The sequence below is a fragment of the Amycolatopsis anabasis genome, assembly GCF_009765355.1.
Classification (GTDB): Bacteria; Actinomycetota; Actinomycetes; order Mycobacteriales; family Pseudonocardiaceae; genus Amycolatopsis; species Amycolatopsis anabasis.
Genome location: NZ_VTHK01000001.1, coordinates 258,771 through 279,764 on the forward strand (window position 1 = coordinate 258,771; position 20,994 = coordinate 279,764).

The following is a 20,994-nucleotide window of genomic DNA, read 5'->3' on the forward strand; positions in this document are numbered from 1 at the left end:
GCTAGCGCACCACGTTGACCAGGCGACCGGGCACCACGATCACCTTGCGCGGCTCGGCGCCCTCCAGCAGCGCGACGATCTTCTCGTCCGCCAGTGCGGCGGCCCGCACGTCGTCCTGACCCGCGCCGGCGGGCACGGTGACCCGCGAGCGGACCTTGCCGTTGACCTGGATCGGGTACTCCACGGTGTCCTCGACCAGGTACTTCTCGTCCACCACCGGGAACGGCCCGTGCGCCAGGGAATCGGGGTGGCCCAGGCGCTGCCACAGCTCCTCGGCGACGTGCGGGCACAGCGGCGCCAGCATCAGCACCAGCGGCTCGGCCAGTTCCCGCGGGGTGGCCGCGGCCGTGCCGTAGGTCTTGGTCAGGTAGTTGTTCAGCTCGATCAGCTTCGCGCCCGCGGTGTTGAACCGCATCTCCGCGTAGTCCTCGCGCACCCCGGCGATCGCCTTGTGCAGCTGCTTGCGGTCCTCGTCGGTGGCACTGTCCGAATCGGACACTCGCGGCTCGCCGGTGCTCTCGTCGACCACCAGCCGCCACAGCCGCTGCAGGAACCGGTGCGCGCCCACCACGTCCTTGGTGGCCCACGGGCGGGAGACGTCCAGCGGCCCCATGGCCATCTCGTAGAACCGGAACGTGTCGGCCCCGTAGTTCTCGGACATCTCGTCCGGGGTGACGACGTTCTTCAGGCTCTTGCCCATCTTCCCGTATTCCTGGGTGACTTCTTCGCCTTCGTAGAAGAACTTTCCGCCGGACTCCTCGACCTTCTCGGCCGGGACGTAGACACCGCGGGAATCGGTGTAGGCGAACGCCTGGATGTAGCCCTGGTTGTACAGCCGCCGGTACGGCTCCTCGGCGGACACGTGCCCCAGATCGAAGAGCACCTTCTGCCAGAACCGCGAGTACAGCAGGTGCAGCACCGCGTGCTCGACCCCGCCGATGTACAGGTCGACGCCGCCCGGGTCGGCGGCGCCGTGCTCGGCCGGGCGCGGGCCCACCCAGTAGCGCTCGTTCTCCGGATCGACCAGCTTCTCGTCGTTGACCGGATCGATGTAGCGCATCTGGTACCAGCAGGACCCCGCCCAGTTGGGCATGGTGTTGGTGTCGCGCCGGTACGTCTTCGGCCCGTCGCCCAGGTCCAGGGTCACCTCGACCCAGTCGGTCGCCCGGGACAGCGGCGGCGACGGTTCGCTGTCGGCGTCCTCGGGGTCGAAGGTCTTCGGCGAGTAGTCGTCGACCTCGGGCAGTTCCACCGGCAGCATGCTGTCCGGCAGCGGGTGCACGCGGCCGTCCTCGTCGTACACCACCGGGAACGGTTCGCCCCAGTACCGCTGGCGGGAGAACAGCCAGTCGCGCAGTTTGTACTGCACGGTGCCGTTGCCGTGCCCGTGCTCCTCCAGCCATTCGATGATCGTCTTCTTGGCCTCGGTGACGCCCATGCCGTCCAGGAAGCCGGAATTGACCGCCGGGCCGTCGCCGGTGAACGCCTTGCCGTCGAAGCCCTCGCTCGGCTGGACGGTCCGGATGATCCGCAGGCCGAACTTCTCCGCGAAGTCCCAGTCGCGCTGGTCCTGACCGGGCACCGCCATGATCGCGCCGGTGCCGTAACCCATCAGCACGTAGTCGGCGACGAAGATCGGAATCTCCTCGCCGGTCACCGGGTTCACCGCGTGCGAGCCGGTGAACACGCCGGTCTTGTCCTTGTTCTCCTGCCGGTCCAGCTCGGACTTGCGGGAGGCCGCGCGCCGGTACTCGGCGACGGCCTCGGCCGGGGTCGCCGCGCCGCCGGTCCACCGCTCGTCGACGCCGTCGGCCCATTCCTTCGCGGTCAGCTCGTCGACCAGCGGATGCTCCGGGGCCAGCACCAGGTAGGTGGCGCCGAACAGGGTGTCCGGGCGGGTGGTGAACACCTCGATGGCGGCCGATCCCGCCGGGAACCTGACCCGCGCGCCGTGCGAGCGGCCGATCCAGTTCCGCTGCATGGTCTTGACCTTCTCCGGCCAGTCCAGCCGGTCCAGGTCGTCCACCAGGCGGTCCGCGTACGCGGTGATCCGCATCATCCACTGGCGCAGGTTGCGCCGGAACACCGGGAAGTTGCCGCGCTCGCTGCGGCCTTCGGCGGTGACCTCCTCGTTGGACAGCACGGTGCCCAGGCCGGGGCACCAGTTCACCGGCGCCTCGGAGATGTAGGCCAGGCGGTGCGAGTCCAGGATCTCCAGTTGCTCGGCGCGGGTCAGCTCGCACCAGCCGCGGCCGTCCGGGGTGCGGCGCTTGTCCTGCGCGTACTCGGCCTCCAGCTCGACGATCGGCCGCGCCTTGTCCTGCTTCTCGTCGTACCAGGAGTTGTAGATCCGCAGGAAGATCCACTGCGTCCACTTGTAGTACTCGGGGTCGATCGTGGCGATCCGGCGGCGCTCGTCGTGGCCCAGGCCCAGCCTGCGGATCTGCCGCAGGTAGGTCCGCATATTGGCCTCGGTGGTCTTGCGCGGATGCTCGCCGGTCTGCACCGCGAACTGCTCGGCGGGCAGGCCGAACGCGTCGAAGCCCATCGTGTGCAGCACGTTGCGGCCGATCATCCGGTGGTACCGGGCGAACACGTCGGTGCCGATGAAGCCCAGCGGATGGCCGACGTGCAGGCCCGCGCCGGACGGGTACGGGAACATGTCCTGCACGAACAGCTTGTCCGAGGGGATGTCGTCCGCGGCGAGCGGGCCGACCGGGTTCGGCGCGTGGTAGGTGCCGTGATCGGCCCAGTAGTCCTGCCAGCGCTGCTCGAGCTGGCCCGCCAGCTCCGCGGTGTAGCGGTGCGCGGGAGCCGCGTCGGTCGCCTCGGTCATGGCCGGTTCCTCCGTGTAGTTCGCCTGTTCGCCCGGGACCCGCAGAAATGAGTCGACCCCCCAGCCGGTGGCATGAGGGGTCGCCGCGCTGGGCCGCTTCTCGCGGTCAGCGCGGCCGGCTAAGGAGCAGGCGTGCGATGCTCACGGACTCATGGTAACGGGCACGTCGAACGGGTTGCCTACCGGACCGCCAGCGCGACGAGCTGGGTCACCTGGGTCGGCGCGAAGTTGTTGTCGCTGATCAGCAGCAGGGTGCGCTCGCCGCCGGGCAGCCGCGGGCCCCAGGTCATCCCCTCCACGTTGTCCACTGTGGACAATCCGAGCGTGCCGAGGTCGGTGAGCAGCCGCTTCCGCACGGGTTTCACGCCTCCCGCGGACAGGGACGGCACGTTCAGCACGTTGGTCGCGCCCAAGGTGTCGATCTCGTAGATCCGGATCTTGTTGCCGGCTCCGGTGACGAACGAGCGCTCCATGACCAGGAACCGGGTCGGGTCGACCGGATCGGCGGCCAGGATCGAGGAGACGCCGGTGGTGGCGAACCCGCCCGGCGGCTTCGGCGCGGCGAACACCGGCTCCTCGGGGTAGGCGTACTGGGCGAGCACCCGGCCGAACCGGCTCTGCATGGTGAGCCGGTTGAGCGCGCCGTGCTCGGTGGTGGCGTCCGGGCCGTCCTGGAGCAGGGGACCTTCGACCGAGGAGACCACCAGCGAGCCGAGCCCGGCGAAGGTCAGGCCCTCCAGCACCAGGTTCTGCCGGGGCCCGGCCTCGGGGGTGATCTTCTCGTTGGCCGGGATCGGCAGGTCGCGGACGTACCGGCCGTCGCGTTTCGCCTCCCGCAGCGACGGATCGATCAGCGTGGTGGCGTTCCGCTCGCCCTCCTGGGACCAGAAGTAGTCACCGGACCACGGATCGACCCGCAGTTCCTCGGGGTCGACGGTCCGCATGTTCTGCGGCTGGCTCTGGTCGTTCTTCGCCAGCGGCGGGTACGTCGTGCCGTCCGGGCGCAGCAGCGGCCGGGTGCCGGTGAAGGTGACCGGGCCGGGGCCGTGCGCGGTGACGTCGAACTTCGCGGTGTAGAAGCGGGCGGGCTGCAGCGCCGATCGGTCGTCGCAGATGAACACGTACTGCCCGGTGCGCGGGTCGTAGTCGATGCTGGAGAGCCCGCCGACCGTGGTCCCGTCGAAGACGAGGCCGTTCGGCACGATCTGCTCGCCGAGCAGGCGCACGGAGTGACCGCTGTCGGCGGCGGCCGCGGGCAGACCACTCATGAGTGTGAGGGACAGCGACCCGATCAGGGCGGCTGCGAGTACGCGTCGTGACATGGCGTGTAGCACAACCGACCAGGGTATCGGCGAAGTTGCCGTCAGATGACGCTTATCCTGAAACCCGTGATCGTGATCGCGCTGGTTCCCGTGTTCTTCGGTGTCCTCGTCGGCTGGGGCGGCCTGCTCGGCTGGCGGGAGAAGCTGCCGCGGGACCGCGCGACCGGGGTCCGCACCGCGGCCACCCTGCGCAGCGACGAGGCGTTCCGGATCGGGAACAAGGTGGCCGGCCTGCCGACCATGATCGGCGGCGCGGTCGGCGTCCTCGGTGGCGTCGCCGGGCTCGTCATGCCGACCCTCGGCGGCACGATCACCGCGGCCGCGGTCGGCCTGGTCGGCGCGTTCGCGCTGCTCGCGGCCGGTGGCGTGCTCGGGCACCGCGCGGCGGCCGCGGTCCCGCCCCCGGCGGCCCGTCCCGCCGGTTGCTCCGGTTGCGCGTGCGGCGGTTGTTCCGCCCTGACCAAGGCCGCGCCCGCCGAAGCCAACTGACTCAGTTGCGCTGGAGGTCGCCCGGGTGGGTGGCCAGCAGCGCGGTCGGCACGCCCTGGCGGCGCAGCACCTGACCCCAGAGATCCCGTTCCGGCGTCGCGAGCACGTCGCTCGGCAGCGCCGGGACGATCAGCCAGTCACCGCGGCCGATCTCCCCGGCGAGCTGACCCGAATCCCAGCCCGCGTACCCGGCGAACACCCGCAGCCCGCGGACCTTCGGCACCAGCAGATCCGGATCCGCGTCCAGATCGACCAGCGCCACCGGGCCGCGCACCGCGATCAGCCCGGGCACCGCGGCCGCGGTCTCCCCGGTGCGGAGCGCGGCGAGGCACAACGCGGTCTTCTTCTCCACCGGGCCGCCGACGAACACCGCCTGCGGCTCGACGACGTGGCGGCCCCAGCTGGGCAGCACGTCGTCCACCGGTACCTCGCTCGGCCGGTTGAGCACCACCCCGAGGGTGCCCTCGTCCCGGTGATCGATGATGAAGACCACCGTCCGGCGGAAATTGGGATCGAACATCGTGGGGGCAGCGACCAGGAGTGTTCCCGGCTCAACCTCGGCGTCCGCTGACACGCGCCCCATGATCCCACCGACGCCGGAAAGAAGTCGCGGCGCACGGGAACAACACGCCTAGTCCTTCCGTTCTATTGGGTGGCCGGCGCACTCCGTGTCCCCCGGGCCCACTTGAGAAGAGCCTTTGTGGAATACCGTTCGGCAGGAGCCACACTGCGCCACGCCGCCGAGAGGCGACCAAGTGCGTCGTGCCACTTTCGTCTGCGGAACGGGGTCTCGCTCGATGGGACCCCGTTCCGCTTTCGGCAATCAGTGAACAAGTCGGCACGCTGGGTTTACCGGAACCTCGCTCGCGGGTCTTAAGCTCGGGGCTTGTGACTACACAGGCGGACTCCGCGGGTTCCCGGGTCGACCGGCCGGGCCTGCGCGCGTTCCTGGCGATGCCGGGGTTCCGGCGGCTGCTGTTCGCCCGGTTCGCCTCGCAGTGGGCGGACGGGATCTTCCGCGCCGGGCTCGCCGGGGCGGTGCTGTTCAACCCCGAACGGGCCGCCGATCCGCTGACCATCGCGGGCGGCTTCGCCGTGCTCCTCCTCCCTTACTCCTTCATCGGGCCGTTCGCCGGGGCACTGCTCGACCGGTGGGACCGCCGCCGCACCCTGGTCTTCGCGAACCTCCTGCGCACGGCCGCGATCGCGGCCACCGCGATCGTCGTCGGCACCGGGGGCGAGGGCGCCGGGCTGTTCGCGCTGGCCCTGGTCGCCGAGGGGATCTCGCGGTTCGTCGGCTCCGGGCTGTCCGCCTCGCTGCCGCACGTGGTGCCGGTGAACACCCTCGTCTCCGCCAACGCCATCGCCACCACCACCGGCGCGATGGTCGCCGTGCTCGGCGGCGGTTGCGCGATCGGCCTGCGCGCGGTGCTCGGCTCCGGGGACGTCGGTTCGGCCTGGACCACCTCGGTCGCGGTCGTCTTCACGGTGGCCTCCGCGGCGATCGCCGCCCAGTTCGCCCGCGGCAGCCTCGGCCCGTCCACAGTGGACGAACCGGCGGACCCGGTGCTGGCGGTGGCGCGGGGATACGTCGACGGGGCCCGGGCCGCCCTGGGCGCGCCGCGGGTCACCGCCGGGTTCGTCGCGCTGTTCGCGCACCGCGCCGCGTACGGCATCTCGCTGCTGCTGACCGTGCTGCTGATGCGGTACTCGTTCACCGACCTCGGGCTCTTCCGCGCCGGGCTGCCCGGACTCGGCCAGATGGCGCTGATGGCGGGGGCGGGCACCCTGCTCGCCGGTTTCCTGACGCCCCGGCTGGTCCGCCGCTTCGGGCGGCACCGCGCGGTCCTCGGCGCGCTCGTCGCGGCCGCCGCCGCGCAGGCCGGGCTCGGCCTGCCGATGGTGCTGCCGACCGCGCTGCTCGCCTCGTTCGCGATCACCTTCGCCGGGCAGGTGCTCAAGCTGTGCGTCGACTCGGCGATCCAGCAGGACATCGGCGACGAAGCCGTCGGCCGGGTGTTCACGCTCTACGACACCTTGTTCAACCTCACCCTGGTCGCCGCGGTCTCCGGCGCGGCCGCGCTCACCCCGCTCGACGGCCACTCGCCCGCGTTGCTGATCATCGCCACCTTCTGCTACCTGCTCGGCGCGGCGGGTTACCTGGCCGTCGCGCGCCGCGACCGAGCAGCGTGATTCGCGAAAGCGAACGATCGTCGCCCCTTTGAATGGAACCTCGATTGGTCCATTCGCCTTGCCATTAGGGTGACGCGTGTTCGAACAAACCCACCATCCCCGGGGGCCGGAGTGACCACGCCTGGCGACGATCGCGCGAGTCTCGAAGCGCGCAACGCCGCGATGAAGAACCAGGTCGACGAGCTGCTCGAGCAGTTCAACCGGCAGACCGAGCAGCTCCACGAGGCCCAGGCCGCCGCGGCGCAGGCGACGGCCACGCTGACCTCCCCGGACGGCCTGGTCACGGTCACCGTCGACGCGGCCGGCGTGCTCAGCCAGTTGCGGTTCGCCCCGAACACCTTCGAGCGCAGCAACCCGGAATCGCTCGCGCGCACGGTCCAGGACCTGGTGCGACGCGGGACGCTGCAGGTCAAGCAGCAGGTCGCCGAGCTGATGCGCCCGCTCACCGAAGACCTGCCGGACCTGTCCGACTTCATCGAGGGCGCGCCGTCGCTCAAGGGCCTGCTGCCGGAGATCCCCGACTACCGCCCGCCGGAACCGGAAGCCGCGCCCGCGCCGCTGGACCGCGCCGAATCGTTCGAGGACCCGAACGCCGGTTCGATCATGCAGAGCGGGCAGTCGGCGCCACCGCCCCCGCCGCCTGTGAGCCGACCCACACCGCCGCCCCCGCCGAAACCGAGCACGCGGCGAGCACGTCCGACGCCGGAAGAAGAGGACGAAGAACCGCCGGACAGCTGGCTGACCAGGGGGCGTGACTGATGCCGGAGGGCAGCGGCTTCACGATGGACCCGGACGCCGTCAAGACGGGCGCCGGGCGATTCGGACCGGTGGTGGACGGGTTGAACGCCGCCAAGCGGGAACTGGAGAGCGCGCTGCAGGCCGCCGGGGAGTGCTGGGGCGGCGACGAATCCGGCAAGGAGTTCGCGAAGGACTACGTGCCCGGCGCGCAGCAGGCCGTCGAGGCGTTCGGCACCCTCGCCCAGGGCGTGGCCGGGCTCCGGAAGAACGTGGAGTCCGGCGCCGAGGGGCATGACGCGAGAAACGCGGAGGCCATGAAGAACATCAGCAGCAAGGGGCCGTAGCGCATGGGTATGGAGATGCCCGACGCGGTCAAATGGCTGCTGCCGATCGTCGTGGGGGAGAGCTGGCCCGAGGGCGACGAGGACAAGCTGCGTGAGCTGCGCGACGCCTGGCACACCGCGTCCAAGGCCCTCGAACCGATCATCACCAACGGCAACCAGGCCGCCGAGGCGGTCCTGGGCACCTGGACCGGCGACTCCGCCGAAGCCTTCAAGGAGAACTGGAACAAGTTCGTCCAGGGCGACGAGGCCTACTTCAAATCCCTGGCCGAGGCCACCAAGGCGCTCGGCGACTCGTGCGACCAGACCGCGCTGGACGTCGAGTACACGAAGTACATGATCATCATCTCGCTGATCATCCTGGCCGCGCAGATCGCGGCGATGATCGCGGCCGCCGCGCCCAGTTTCGGCGCGTCGACGGCCGGGATCGTGCCCGCGCAGGTGGCCACCCGGATGACCGTCCAGATGATCTTCCGGCAGCTGCTCCAGAAGCTGATGCAGGAGGGCTTCAAGAAGCTCGCCAAGGAGCTGCTGGAGAAGTTCCTCAAGGAGGGCCTGAAGAAGCTCGCCAAGGAAGTCGGCAAGAACGTGGCCATGAACGTGGCCATGGACGCCGGGATCCAGGGCGTGCAGATGGCCAAGGGCGACCGCAAGGAATGGGACTGGGGCAAGACCAAGGACGGCGCGATCGGCGGCGCCGTCGACGGTGCGGTCGGCGCGGCCAGCGGCGGCATCAGCAAGAAGATGCGCGGCGACGAGGGCTTCAGCGTCCCCGGCAAGATGGTGCAGGGCGCCGCAGAAGGCGCGGCGAGCACGGTCGGCCAGGCCGTGGTCACCGGGGAGGACCTCTCCCTCTCCGATGTCGCCAAGGGCGCCTCCGCCGGTGCGGTCAGCAGCGGCGTCGACGGCGCGAAGGACCACTTCAAGGGCATCAACAGCCCGAACACCCCGCACACGCCGGACGGCGGTTCGCCGGATCCGAGCGGCGGTGACCCCGCCGGCCCCGCACCCGGTTCGGATCCGGCCTCCGCTCCCCCCGACTCCGGTTCCCGTCCGGACTCGGGCTCCCGTTCCGATTCCGGTTCGCGGTCCGACCCGGGTTCCCAGCCGGATCCCGGGTCCACTTCGGACTCGGGATCGCGGCCGGATTCCGGTTCGCGGGCGGACTCCGATCCCTCTACCCGGTCCGCCCCGGCCGATCCCGGTGCGCCGGACACCCGGGGTTCCGGCCACGCGGACCCCGGCACGCGATCCGATCCCGCCCCGCGGACGGACTCCGGTTCGCCCGGGGACACCGGTTCGCGTTCGGACGCCGCCTCGACCCGGTCCGCGCCGGACACCTCGCCCGCCCCGGCGACGCATTCTCCGGCGCCCTCGGCCACCGCCGATCCGCCCGCTCACCACGCCTCGTCCGGCGGGGACTCCGGTGGCGCGCCGCACCACACCCCGGATCCGGAAGCGCAGCCGCCGCGGGGGAGCGAGCACGTCTCGTCGCAGTCCGCGGTCACCCTCGATCGCCCGGAGAGCGGACCGGACGCCGGTCAGCACACGGCCGCCCCCGCGCAGCAGCAGCCCGCCGCGGCGGCCCAGCAGCACGGCACTCCCGACGGCGGGGGCACCTCCAGCCCCGGCAACCAGCCCGGCGGTCAGCCGGGCGGCGCCCCGATGGGTGGCGCCCCGGCCGGGGGCAGCCCCGGTTCCGCCGGCGGCGGATCCGCTTCGCACGCCCCGAGTTCGGGTTCCGGCGGCTACGGCCAGGCCCCGGCCGCGTCGACCGGACACGCCCCGGCCTCGGGTGGGTACGGCCAGGCGCCACCCGGTGGTTTCGGCCCCGGTTCGCCGGGCGGGCAGCACCCCAACCCCCGGCAGGACGCCGTCACCGCGGCCGGGTTCACCCCCGGTTTCGGTCAGCGGCCGGACGGGACACCCGGACGTCCGGAGAACCAGCCGCCTCCGCAGCAGGGCCCGGCCCCGCAGCACCAGGGCCCGCCACCGGGCGGCTTCCCGCCGCCCCAGCCGATGCCGGGTGGCGGCCAGCCCGGCGGCCCGAACGGCGGTGGCCGCCCGGGCGGTCCGCAACCGCCCCGCCAGCCCGGACCACCGCCCCCGGGACATCCGCAGCAGCGCGGTTTCCCACCCCAAGGACCGCCGCAACACATCCCGCCGGGGGCGCGCCAGGGCCCGCCGCCCATGCCACCGCCTCCGCCCCGGCCCCAGGGGCCGCCACCGCCCGGATACCCGCAGCGTCCCGGCGGACCGCAGAACTACGGCCCGGGTCCGCGCCCGCAGGGGCCGCCGCCCCCGCCGCGGCCACAGGGCCCGCCACCACCCGGACCGGGTGGCCGCGGCCCGCTGCCGCCGCCGGGTCCCGGTCCGCGTCCGCAAGGACCGCCGCAGGGCTTCGACCCGCGCCAGGGCGGTCCCCGCCCCGGTCCGGGCGGGCCGCAGGTTCCGGATCCGCGGGCCGGTGGCTGGCCGTCGCGCGGCCAGGAACCGCCCGCGCAGCCGCCGCAAACGCGTCCGGACATCCCGGCCCAGCCGCCGCAGACCCGGCCGGACGTTCCGGCGCGCGCACAGGATCCGCGCGTGCAGTGGGCCGAGCGCACCCCGGAAGCCGAGCAGCAGCCGCCGCACGACCGGCAGGACACCCAGGAACGCCAGGACCACCAAGAGCGCCAGGAGGCCCAGGACCAGCGGGACACCCGCGAACAGCAGCGGGACCACCAGGACCAGCAGCAGCACGCGGAGACCGGCGCCGGTCAGCGGCACGAGTTCGGCGAGGGCACCCGGATCCATCCGGACGAGGCGTACCTGGCCGACCCCGAGGGCTTCCGCACCGACCGGCGCGAGGACTTCGCCCAGCTGGAGGAGACCCAGCTGGACACCGGGATCGTCAACCACAACGGCGAACTGCGGCACGAGCAGGTCTACCGCGAAGCGCTGCTGCGGCGCGACCAGCTCGCGTCGCTGCGGCACATGTCCGACGACGGCGCCTACGCCGTGCACAGCTACACCCGGCACGAGGTCTTCCGCGCGCTCAACGACGCGCTGCGCACCGGCAGCCCCGAGCTGGCCCATCTGGTGCACCAGGCGCGCGCGATCGTCTCGGGCCTCAACGAGCTGCCGCGGTTCGAGGGCGAGACCGTCCGCACGATCCACTGCGAGAACAACCCGCACAAGGCCGCGCTGGTCGCCGGGCACTACGAGCCGGGCCAGATCACCGTCGAAACGCAGTTCAACAGCTCGTCGCGGGTCACCCCGGAACACCGCAACAGCGCGTTCCCCGGCGAGGTCGAGCTGCGCGTGCGGTCGAAGACCGGCCGCGACATCTCCGACCTCGCGTCGGTCCAGAAGGAACGGGAGGTGCTCTACAAGCCGGGCACCCAGCTCCTGGTGCACAGCAAGGAACTGGTCACCCTCCCCGGCGGCAAGCAGAAGTGGGTCATCCACGCCGAGGAGATCGCGCCGGGCGACCCGCGCTACCTCGACCCGGACACCGCGCGCCAGAAGATGGACGAGCGCCGGGCCCGGGCCGCGGACGAGGAGGTCGCCACCCCGCCGCGCAACGACATCAAGGCCCTGCTGAACCCGTTCGACCCGCCGGACGCGCAGCCGGAACCGACCCCGGCGCACACGCCCGAGCCCGAGGACAAGCCGAACATGGGCGAGCCCGAGGGCGGCTGGTCCGGGCTCAACCAGACCACCCACCCGCCGGGCGTGCCCGCGATCCACGCCGGGACCGCGGAAACCCCGCAGCAGCAGGTGCGCTTCCTGCGCGACCAGTTCCCCGGGATGGCCGGGGTCAACGCGCGCGAGTTCTACGCGCCGGGCGCGATGGACAACGGTTTCCGGACCAACTGCACGCGGTCGGTGGAGGCGTTCGAACACCACCTGCAGGGCAACTCGCATCCCGCGGAACCGGTGCTGCCGCACGAGATGCGCGGCAAGGGCACGCTGGAGTACCTGCAGCAGAGCCTCGGCGGGCAGTGGCAGCACCACAACCAGGACTTCGCGAGCGCGATCAACGAGGTCGCTCGCCAGCCGGTCGGGTCGCGTGCGGTGCTGGCCTACCAGTACGACGTGCCGCCGGACCCGAACGCCACACCCGGTTCGCCGGAGTCGTACCCGCGCCGGCGCGGCCACGTGGTTTCCGTGGTGCACACCGAACACGGGGTCGCGATCGTCGATCCGCAGCGCAACCGGCTGGCCAGCCTGCCGCCCAACCCGGCGACGGTGAGCCTGCTGCCGTACCACCGCGCGGAGGCGCCGGACGCGGCGCACCAGGGCACGCGCGGCGAGCCGGAGTCCGCGCACACCGAGCAGAAACCGGACACCGATTCCGCGCCGCGCACCGAGGAACCAGCCCGTGCCGAAGAACCGGCGAAGCCGGACGAACCCGCGGCCGACCGCACCGAACAGGAACCGAACGAACGGATCGACCACGCCGGGCAGTCCCCGAGCGAGGACTACCTGTTCGATCCCGAACACCGTGCCACCCGCGCCGACACCGCGAGCGTCCGCGAGGCGCTCGGGGACCACTTCGAGGGAGCCCGGGACAAGGCGCTGCGCCTGCGGGACGAAAACCCGGCGTACGCCCACATGTCCGACGAGGGCGCGGTCGCGGTCCACGGCTACACGCGCAGCGAGATCGCCTACCACGCCAACGAAACGCACCGCGTCGGCGAAAGCCACGAAACCTTCGAACAAGGTCGGCACCAGGTGCGCGCGGTGGTCGCCGGGCTGCGGGAACTGCCCGACTTCCACGGCGAGCTGATCCGCGGCATCGACTTCAGCGGGGACCGGCGGCTCGCCGAACTCGCGGCCGGGCACTACGAACCGGGCCAGATCACCGTCGAGCCGACGCTGACCAGCGCGTCGATCAAGGACGAGGGCCAGACGCGCTCGAAGTTCGGCCAGGACGTCGAACTGCACATCCAGTCCAGGACCGCGAAGGACATCTCGGGGCTCGCGGAGAACCCCGGCGAGCGCGAGGCGCTGTCCCGGCCCGGCACGCAACTGCTGGTGCACAGCAAGGAACTGGTCACCCTCGACAACGGCCGCCAGAAGTGGGTCATCCACGCGGAGGAGATCGCCCCCGGCGATCCGCGCCACCTCGACCCCGAGGCGACCAAGCAGAAGATGACCGAGCGGCGCGAACGGTTCGCGCAGGAAGCCGAAGAAGTCCGGCAGCGGCAGGCCAACCGGTTCCTCGACGCGTTCGGCGAAAGCCCGGAGGAACCCCGTTCCACCGACCGCGGCCCGGCGGAAGCCGAGCACTCGGCCGTGGCCGACCGGCTCGACGGCTACGGCGATCCGGGCGACCACCCGGCGGCCCTGCCGGATCCGGCGGCGGGCGGGCACGACTGGTCACCGCTGGCGCAGGCCACCAACCCGCCCGGCGAACCGGCGATCCACGCCGGTACCGCGAACCCGCACCAGCAGGCGGCCTACGTCGGCGAGCGGCATCCGCAGCTGCCCGCGGTGAACCCGAACTTCCACACCCCGGACGCGTTCGCCAACGGCTACCAGACCAACTGCACCCGTGCCGTGGTCGCCTACGCGCAACGCCTGCTCGGCATCGACGCGCACGCCGGACCGATCCTGCCGCACGAGATGGGCACCCTCGGCACCCGCGATTACGTGCGGCAGCAGCTCGGCGGCGAATGGCAGCAGCACGGCGACTACGACAGCGTGATCCGCGAGATGCGGCAGCAGCCGGTCGGATCGCACGCGGTGATCGCGGTGAAGTACCTCGATCCGTACGGGAACGAGTTCGGCCACGTGGCGATGGTGACCCACACCAGCGAAGGCGTGGCGTTCCTCGATCCGCAGAGCGGCACCCTGATGCACCTGCCGCAACCGGCGGTCCGGATGCACCTGCTGCCGTTCGGCTCGCTGGAGCACAGCGACGGGGCCGCGGCGCCCCAGCACGCGAAACCGGACACGAAACCGGACGCCGAACCCGCGCAGGCACACACCCCGGCCGAGCCGAAGGACCACGACACGACGGATCTCGGCTCGAAACACCACGAGCCGAAGGACACCGACGCCGATCCCGGCGACCGGCCCCGCGATCCCCGCGAGGACTTCCAGCGCCGCGACGAGGACCACGCGGAAACCGAACACGCCAAGAAGACCGACGACCCCGCGACCCGGCACGAGGAACCGGCGGATCGCGGCCCCCGCCACCGCGACGAGGAGGCGACCGGGCAGCACCGGTCCGAACGCCCGGTGGATCCGCGGGTCGAATACTCCCGGCCGGAGAGTGCCACCCCGGTCGACCCGCGCGTCGACTACGCCCGCCCGCGGGATCCGCGACTGGAGTACGCGCTGCCGGAGAACGCGCAGCCGTCCCGGATCGGGCCGGACGGGCGCCCGGTGCCCTCGGTGTCCCAGCCGGTCGCCATGCCGGACTCCCCGGCGGGGCACGGCCGCCAGCCCGGGACCACCCCGCCCGCGGGCGTCTCGCGCGCGGCCGCGGTTCCGCACGACGGCGGCTACGGCGCCGCCCCCTCCGATCCTTCCGATCCGCACCACCGGGACGAAAGCGGCGGCGACCGGGACGAGCACCAGCAGCCGGTTCCGCCGCGGACCGACGACACCCCGCCGCTGCCGGGCGAGGTCCGGACGGAGCTTCGGGTCGACGAGCCCAACCAGATCTCGGGGCGCGCGATCCTCGCCGACATCCGGGAGGCCTACCAGCGCGAGTACCGGCACCTGATCGAGCCGATGGGCCGCCGGGTCGCGATCATTCGCTTCGCCCAGGACCCCGACGCCGATCCCGCGTGGAACGCGCGGATGGACGCGTCCCGCGTGTCCGCCAACCAGAAGGTGAAGAACATCGGCGCGCTCGGGTTCGGCATCGACCACCACGAGCTGCCACCCGGCACCACCCCGGCCGAGTTCGCCGCGATGCTCGAGCGGTACAACGAAAGCGACGCGCACACCGCGATCATCGTGCAGCTCCCGGCCCCGCCGGAATTCCAGGGTTACGTCGCCGATCTGTCCCCGGACAAGGACATCGACGCGATCCTGCCGCACGACACCGGTTCGGCCTACCCGGCCTGCGCCACCGCGGACGGCATCAGCCGCGTGGTGGAGCCGTTCCTCGCCGACCAGCCGACGGTCGCCGTGGTCGGCGCCCGCGGCTTCGTCGGGCGGGGCGTGATGCACCAGATCCGCCAGCACGAGGGCGTGCACATCATCGAACTGGACGCGGGCGACGACCTCGGCCGGGTCCGCGAGGCGGACGTGGTCATCTCGGTGACCGGCGCCCCGCGCATCCTCGGCGACGAGCACCTGCGGCCGGAGCACCGGCTGGTCGTGGACTCCGGGTTCGTGCCCAGCCCGGACGGCTCCTCGGTCACCGGGGACGTGCGGCGGGAATCCTCCGCCACCCCGGGCCTGGTCACCCCGGTGCCGGGCGGGATCGGCCCGGTGGAGATGGCGATCCTGCTGGAACGCCTGGTGCGCAAGGAAGTCAACCCCGAGCTGCCGCCGTGGAAAGTCGTGCTCCCGGCCGACCGCCCCGAGCGGTGATCGGCGCCCAGCGGTACCGCGGGCTCACCGCGTCCCGGATCGCCGAACTGGTCACCACCGGCGCGTTGTCCGCGGTGGCGGTGGTGGACGCGGCCTTCGAGCGCCTGCGCGAAGTCGACGACCGCCTGCGCGCCTTCCGCGAGCACTGGCCGGAGGAGGCGAAGGCCGCGGCGGCCGAGATCGATCGGCGCGCCGGCGCGGGCGAGGACCTGCCCCTGGCCGGGGTGCCGATCGGGGTCAAGGCCTGGGAAGGGACCGGCTCGCTCCAGGTCCGGCGGCTGGTCGCCGCGGGCTGCGTCCCGATCGGCGCCACCTCGGTCCCCGGGCGCTCGACGCCGTGGCAGACCTGGGGCGAGACCGACCGCGGGCCGACCGCGAATCCCTGGCGGGCCGACCGGACACCCGGCGGATCGTCGGCGGGTTCGGCGGCGGCGGTCGCGGCCGGGATCGTCCCGCTGGCGACCGGGACCGACGGCGCCGGGTCCACCCGGATTCCCGCCGCGTGGTGCGGAGTTCTCGGGATCAAGGTGACCGGTGGCGCGCTGCCGTCGAAGGATCCGGCCGGGTTCACCGCACCGGGCCCGGTCACCCGGACCGCCGCGGACGCCGCCCGTGCCCTCGCGGTCGTGCTCGATCGCCCGGTGGCGGCGGCCGACGATCGGCTTCCGGTGGCCACCTGGTCGGCGACCCTCGGTTACGCCGACACCGATCGGCCGGTCGCCGCACTCGCCCGGGCGGCCACCGAGCGACTGGCCGGGGCGGGCGCACTGGATCTCATCGAGGAGCCGGTGGAACTGCTCGATCCCGAACCCGCCTGGCCGGCGCTGCGCGACCCCGCCGCCGACCACGCGCCCGCGAACGCACTGCGGGCGGAGAACGACCGCCGCCTCGCCGAGCTGTTCGGCCGGGCCGAGCTGCTGCTCACCCCGGTCACGCCGGGGCCGCCGCACGGCCACGAAGGCCCCGGCAGCCGGATGAACACCAGCCTCACCTGGGCGTTCAACCTGAGCGGGCATCCCGCGATCAGCATCCCGGCGGGGTTCACCGAAGACGGCTGCCCGGCCGGGCTGCACGTGGTCGCCCGGCACGACCGCGAGGACCTGCTCCTGCGGATGGCCCGGGAGTACGAGCGCCTCGCGCCCTGGCCGATGCCCGGGGACGTCCGGTGATCAGGTCAGTAGCGCCAGCCGAGTTCCTCGAGCACCCGCGGGACCGGATCGAGTTCCACGCCGTGGAGCAGTTCCGCGGCGTCGGCGCGCTTGAGGATGTGGTGCCCGGAGACGTCCCCCCGGTAGTGCTCGCCGTCCCAGTCGAGGTCGATCCGGAGGAACCGCTCGGGTGCGTCGAGCGCTTCGAACGAGGAGAACTCGCCGAAGTGGGCGAGCCACACGAGGTCCCCCGGGGCCACCTCGACCTCGGGCGGCAGCGCCGCGAGCACGGCGTCCGCGACGGCCGGGAACTCGCTGCCGATCCCCTGGGCTCGCTCGTTGGTCCGGATCTCGGACACCACCGCGATCGGGGCGCCGCCCGAGCCCGGCAGGTGCAGCCGGGCCAGGCAGTGCGCCGGGCCGAATCGGTGTTCCCAGCCGACGACCGCGCGGAACTGGCGGGCCCCGGAAGGCAGCGTGACCAGCTGGGAATGTGGATTACTGACCAATGAGAAACCTCACCGACACCGAGGGGCACCCGGATGCGCGCCGTCCGAGCCTGGACAGTCCGCATCTTTTCACAGAGCGGCCGGGCGGGACGGCACATCCGGCAGGTTCGATCTCGGCGAACGCGGCTCGAGGCGAGGACGGGCTGACTAGAGTGATCGCCGATCGGGGCGCGGCAGGAGACGTGGGAGCGATGGATCAGCCTGACCGAGGAGGGGACCCGCATCGGGCGCTGCTCGCCCGGATCGGCCGGTTGCTGCGCGACCACGCGCCGACCGGCTGGCAGCGGCTCGAGGCCGGCTTCCGGCAGGCGGGCGCGCACACCGAGGTCGAGCTTTACGCCGGTGACCACGAGATCCCGGCACCCGGCGAACTCGCCGCGCTGCTCGGCGAACTGCGCGCCGGGATGTACGAACCGGACCGCGGCGCCTGGCTGCAGGCGCGGTACACCCTCGACGATTCCGGGGCGTTCGATTTCGACTTCGCGCTGGACGCCGAACCGGTGTGGCGGCGGCCGCCGGAGGATCCGGCGGGCGTGTTCGCCAAGGAACTGGCCGACTTCCCCCGGACGCCCGAGCACGTGCCCGACTGGTGGCGGCTGCTCTCCGGCGCCCCGCTGAGCCGGACCTTCCACCACGCGCGCGTGGTGGACGCGTACACCGAGGGCGAGCCGCCGGTCGTCGACCGGCCGCCGCTGCCCGAGGCGGAGGTCCCGCTCGTGCTGCGCTACCTGGAGCGGGAACCGGCGGTGCTCAGCGGGAACCGGCCCGGACCGGACATCTTCGCCCCGGACGCCGCCCCGGACGTGCCGGAGACCTACCACACCGACGGCACCTGGGTCTGGCACGCGTCGGTGCCGCACTACCTGCGCAAGTACGGCACGCCGCCGGAGAACGAGCTGGTCGAGCACATCCGCGGGCTGAACTTCCAGCCGCCGTACGTCGAGCACCTGGTGCGCCGCACGGTCGCCGCCGACCTGCTCGGCCGCCCGCGCCCCGCGCCCGAGCCCGGGGACCTGGCGAAGGCGCCCGCGGAACTGGCCGCCGAACGCGAAGTCCAGCCGAACCCGGCGCTGGCGGACGAGGACCTGCTGACCGTGCTCGCGGCCCGCCTCGACGAGCACGGCATCTGGCCGGACGCCTACCGCATCGGCGAACGGGCCGACGGCGCGTGGTGCCTGAACGGCACGGCCGCGGGCTGGGAGGTCGCGCGGCACGCGGGCGGCGAACCGGTCGATCCGGTGCGGTTCACCCGGCTCGCCGACGCGGCGCAGCACCTGCTCGGCGCGCTCCTGCTGCACCCGGCGCGGCGCACAGCGGGCCGGGAGACCCCGCTGGAAACCGCGCGGGAACTGGGCGACTGGCCGATCCAGCCGGTCGACGGCGAACCGCCGCTCACCCTGCTCCGGAACAAACGGGTCATCCAGCTGGCCGCCGGTACCGTCCTGCGGCGGTTCGGCGACGAAACCGGCAACCTGCTGCACCGCCGTGGAGTACGGTTTGCCACCACGTCCCTGCCTCTGGAGCGGGAAGTCCAGGCGCGGGAGTACCGGCTCCAGCGCACGTTGCACGCGGTCACCGGCATCACCATTCCGTGGGCGAACCTCCCCGGCGGGGCGATCGCGTACGTGCTGCCGAAGACGATCGGCGAGCATGTGTCCGAGGGCAGTCTGATCGAGGAGTCGTAGTGGAACCGGCGGAAGCGGTAGCCAAGGTCGAGCAGTGGCTGCGGGCGGTGCACGGGCCGGAGATGTCCGAACCCGGCGGGGTCGCGCTGCGGGTGGACCGCGATCGGGTGCTGCGCGTCCCGGAGGGCTGGGCGGTGCCGTACAACACGGTCGCCTACCTCGACCAGGGCCGGGACGACCAGGAGATCTTCCCCCAGCCGAAGCTGATCGTGCGCGAACCGGACGGCGAACTGCGCCAGGCGCATCCGCATCCCGGCGGGCTGAGCGTCCCGGTCACCTACCCGGGCGAGGAGACCTGGCGCGAGATCGTCGATCCGGAGTACGCCGAATCCGGCCTCGGCCACCTCGGTGTCCCGAAGCAGGCGGTCGCGGGCTGGGCGAAGGTCGGCGAGGACGGCCGCCCGACCGGGGAGGAACGGGAGAACCCCGAGTACACGCCCGGCCCGATCCGCCGCGGTTTCCCGCGACCGGAGAACCCGCTCGAGTACCTGCTGCAGTTCCACGGCGTCGGCTGGCTGGACCGGGAACGCCTGCTGATCGGGCTGCTCGCGTGCGAGTTCTACGCACCCCTGGACCTGGCGACCGGCCGGACGCCCCGGCAGTACTTCCACGCCGACCGCAACGAACTCGAGGTCGCCACCGCACCCCGCTTCCTGCCGCCGCGCCTGCACGGCTGGTGGAAGATGGACGCGAGCACGCTGACCTCGTTCCAGCCCCCGATGAGCGTGGCGATCAAGGGGCCCGGGGTCTACGAGCAGGTCACCGCCGCCGAACTCGCCGGGGCCCTGGCCGAGTTCCCCCGGCACACGCCCCAGGTCGACGTGCACGGCCGGTGCCCGGAGGCCGAGGCCGACCTCGCCCGGCTCGCCGCCGAAACCGCCGCCAAACTCGGCTTGAACGAACCGGTCGACCCGCCGCTGTCCGCCGCCGAGAAGGCCCGCAAGCGCGGGTACGCACTCACCCCGGCCGAATGCGAGCTGACCGTGGTCGGCGAGACCTGGGTCCGCCGGTCGCGGCAGCCCGACCCCCCGGCCTGGCCGGAGGACCTGGCGGCGCACGGCCTCGCCCCCGGCTACGACAACCAGGGCCGGGTCGAACCGCGGGTGGACACGTTCGGCAAGTACTTCGCCGTCGACCTGCCCGGGTTCCGCCACGGCTGGCAGCGCGTCACCGGCGCGTACGTCGGGTTCGCGATCGGCGAGGCGCTCGGCGCGGCCGTCGACACGCTGAGCCTGGCCGAGATCCGGGCGAAGTTCGGCGAGCGGGGCGTCACCGATTTCGAGACGGCCTTCGAACGTCCCGGCCAGATCGGTTCGCTGACCCAGCGGCTGCTGTTCTTCACCGAATCGGTGATCCGCAGCCCGCACCGCGAGGACCCGGCCGCGCAGGAGCGGTTCGCCGAGGTCGCCCGGGGTGGCCTGCGGCGCTGGCTGGACACCCAGGGCGTGCCCTACGACCAGGCCGACGGCTGGCTGGTCCGGGTGCCCGGGCTGTGGGCCCAGCGGCATCCCGAACCGGCCGGGCTCGCCGGGGCGCTGGACCAGCCGCCGAACCTCACCGGACCGTCGGCGCTGCTGCCCGCGCTGCCCGCCGCGCTCACCGAGGGCGGCCCCGGCAGCGGGCTGACCGGCGGCGCCCGGCAGGCGGTGCGGCTGCTCGCCGGGCTGACGCACGCCGAGGAAACCGATCTGGCGGCCGCCGCGTTCCTGGCGGACCTGTTCGACCGGGCGCTGACCAAGGACGAGTTCGCGTTCCCGGCTTGGGCGCTGGCCCGCCAGGTCGCCGCCGAACCCGGGGGCGAACCGGTCCGGAACCTGGTGGCCGAGGCGGTGCCGAACCTCAAGACCAAGGGGCTGCCGCGGCTGCGCGATCCGGAACGGATCGGCGACGGGCAGGACACGCCGTCCGTGCTCGGCCGCGCGCTGGCCGCGGTCTCCGGTTACGAGAACTACCCGGAGAAGGCGCTGCTGCGCGCGGTGAACCACTCCGGCCGCAGCGCGCTCACCGGGGCCCTGGCCGGGGCGCTGCTCGGCGCCCGGCTCGGGATTCCCGGCCTGCCGCAGCGGTGGGTGGAGCGGCTGGAACTGCGGTATCTGATCGAAACCGTCGCCACGGACGCGTTCTGGCACTTCGACCGGCATTCGGCGCTGGGGCAACGGGACGACTGGCGAGAGCGGTACCCGGGATGGTGAGG

At 72.6% G+C, this 20,994-nt stretch carries 12 protein-coding genes; 8 read left to right on the plus strand and 4 right to left on the minus strand.

What is annotated here, in order from left to right; translation table 11 throughout:
• Position 1: 1 nt before the first annotated feature.
• Together leuS and FXO23_RS01355 are read right to left on the minus strand one after the other, a co-directional pair.
• Positions 2–2,836, minus strand: a complete 2,835-nt coding sequence (leuS, locus tag FXO23_RS01350) for a leucine--tRNA ligase (protein ID WP_158879641.1) — start codon at positions 2,834–2,836, stop codon at positions 2–4.
• A gap of 179 nt (positions 2,837–3,015) precedes the next feature.
• Positions 3,016–4,104 carry an esterase-like activity of phytase family protein gene (locus tag FXO23_RS01355; RefSeq protein WP_425484825.1) on the minus strand — a complete coding sequence of 363 codons (1,089 nt, stop codon included), beginning with the start codon at positions 4,102–4,104 and terminating at the stop codon, positions 3,016–3,018.
• 120 nt (positions 4,105–4,224) lie between these two features.
• Here FXO23_RS01355 and FXO23_RS01360 point away from each other — a divergent pair, with 120 nt between their 5' ends.
• Complete coding sequence (locus tag FXO23_RS01360) at positions 4,225–4,647, plus strand: SdpI family protein (RefSeq protein ID WP_158879645.1); 423 nt, start codon at positions 4,225–4,227, stop codon at positions 4,645–4,647.
• Position 4,648: 1 nt separating this feature from the next.
• Here FXO23_RS01360 and FXO23_RS01365 read toward each other — a convergent pair whose 3' ends face one another.
• Positions 4,649–5,230: a YqgE/AlgH family protein gene (locus tag FXO23_RS01365; RefSeq protein ID WP_158879647.1), complete on the minus strand. Its 582-nt coding sequence runs from the start codon at positions 5,228–5,230 to the stop codon at positions 4,649–4,651.
• A 371-nt stretch (positions 5,231–5,601) separates the two neighbouring features.
• Here FXO23_RS01365 and FXO23_RS01370 point away from each other — a divergent pair, with 371 nt between their 5' ends.
• From FXO23_RS01370 to FXO23_RS01390, 5 genes are all read left to right on the plus strand, one after another.
• The gene (locus FXO23_RS01370; RefSeq protein WP_158880085.1) at positions 5,602–6,840 is read left to right on the plus strand and encodes an MFS transporter; all 1,239 of its coding nucleotides are present in this window, start codon (positions 5,602–5,604) and stop codon (positions 6,838–6,840) included.
• A 111-nt stretch (positions 6,841–6,951) separates the two neighbouring features.
• Positions 6,952–7,599 carry a YbaB/EbfC family nucleoid-associated protein gene (locus FXO23_RS01375; RefSeq protein ID WP_179956641.1) on the plus strand — a complete coding sequence of 216 codons (648 nt, stop codon included), beginning with the start codon at positions 6,952–6,954 and terminating at the stop codon, positions 7,597–7,599.
• Positions 7,599–7,922, plus strand: coding sequence for a WXG100 family type VII secretion target (locus FXO23_RS01380; RefSeq protein WP_246256813.1), 324 nt, complete (start codon positions 7,599–7,601; stop codon positions 7,920–7,922). The genes FXO23_RS01375 and FXO23_RS01380 overlap by 1 nt, the downstream gene beginning before the upstream one ends.
• Before the next feature lie 3 nt (positions 7,923–7,925).
• Entirely contained in the window at positions 7,926–15,458 is a 7,533-nt protein-coding gene (locus FXO23_RS52180) for a WXG100-like domain-containing protein (protein WP_158879649.1), read from the plus strand.
• Positions 15,419–16,627, plus strand: coding sequence for an amidase family protein (locus FXO23_RS01390; RefSeq protein WP_281356464.1), 1,209 nt, complete (start codon positions 15,419–15,421; stop codon positions 16,625–16,627). The genes FXO23_RS52180 and FXO23_RS01390 overlap by 40 nt, the downstream gene beginning before the upstream one ends.
• A 5-nt stretch (positions 16,628–16,632) precedes the next feature.
• Here the strand turns inward: FXO23_RS01390 and FXO23_RS01395 are convergent, their stop codons facing one another.
• Positions 16,633–17,115: a hypothetical protein gene (locus tag FXO23_RS01395; RefSeq protein ID WP_158879651.1), complete on the minus strand. Its 483-nt coding sequence runs from the start codon at positions 17,113–17,115 to the stop codon at positions 16,633–16,635.
• A 191-nt stretch (positions 17,116–17,306) separates the two neighbouring features.
• On the opposite strand from FXO23_RS01395, the gene FXO23_RS01400 reads away from it, so the two are divergent.
• Positions 17,307–18,800 carry a TNT domain-containing protein gene (locus FXO23_RS01400; protein WP_158879653.1) on the plus strand — a complete coding sequence of 498 codons (1,494 nt, stop codon included), beginning with the start codon at positions 17,307–17,309 and terminating at the stop codon, positions 18,798–18,800.
• Positions 18,800–20,992: an ADP-ribosylglycohydrolase family protein gene (locus tag FXO23_RS01405; protein ID WP_158879655.1), complete on the plus strand. Its 2,193-nt coding sequence runs from the start codon at positions 18,800–18,802 to the stop codon at positions 20,990–20,992. The genes FXO23_RS01400 and FXO23_RS01405 overlap by 1 nt, the downstream gene beginning before the upstream one ends.
• Positions 20,993–20,994 lie beyond the last annotated feature (2 nt).

Bases quoted from the DNA above. Each gene is read 5' to 3' on its own strand.
- FXO23_RS01370 (WP_158880085.1), top strand. From the start codon at position 5,602: ATGCCGGGGTTCCGGCGGCTGCTGTTCGCCCGGTTCGCCTCGCAGTGG.
- FXO23_RS01365 (WP_158879647.1), bottom strand. From the start codon at position 5,230: ATGGGGCGCGTGTCAGCGGACGCCGAGGTTGAGCCGGGAACACTCCTG.
- leuS (WP_158879641.1), bottom strand. From the start codon at position 2,836: ATGACCGAGGCGACCGACGCGGCTCCCGCGCACCGCTACACCGCGGAG.
- FXO23_RS01400 (WP_158879653.1), top strand. From the start codon at position 17,307: ATGGATCAGCCTGACCGAGGAGGGGACCCGCATCGGGCGCTGCTCGCC.
- FXO23_RS01380 (WP_246256813.1), top strand. From the start codon at position 7,599: ATGCCGGAGGGCAGCGGCTTCACGATGGACCCGGACGCCGTCAAGACG.
- FXO23_RS01355 (WP_425484825.1), bottom strand. From the start codon at position 4,104: ATGAGTGGTCTGCCCGCGGCCGCCGCCGACAGCGGTCACTCCGTGCGC.
- FXO23_RS52180 (WP_158879649.1), top strand. From the start codon at position 7,926: ATGGGTATGGAGATGCCCGACGCGGTCAAATGGCTGCTGCCGATCGTC.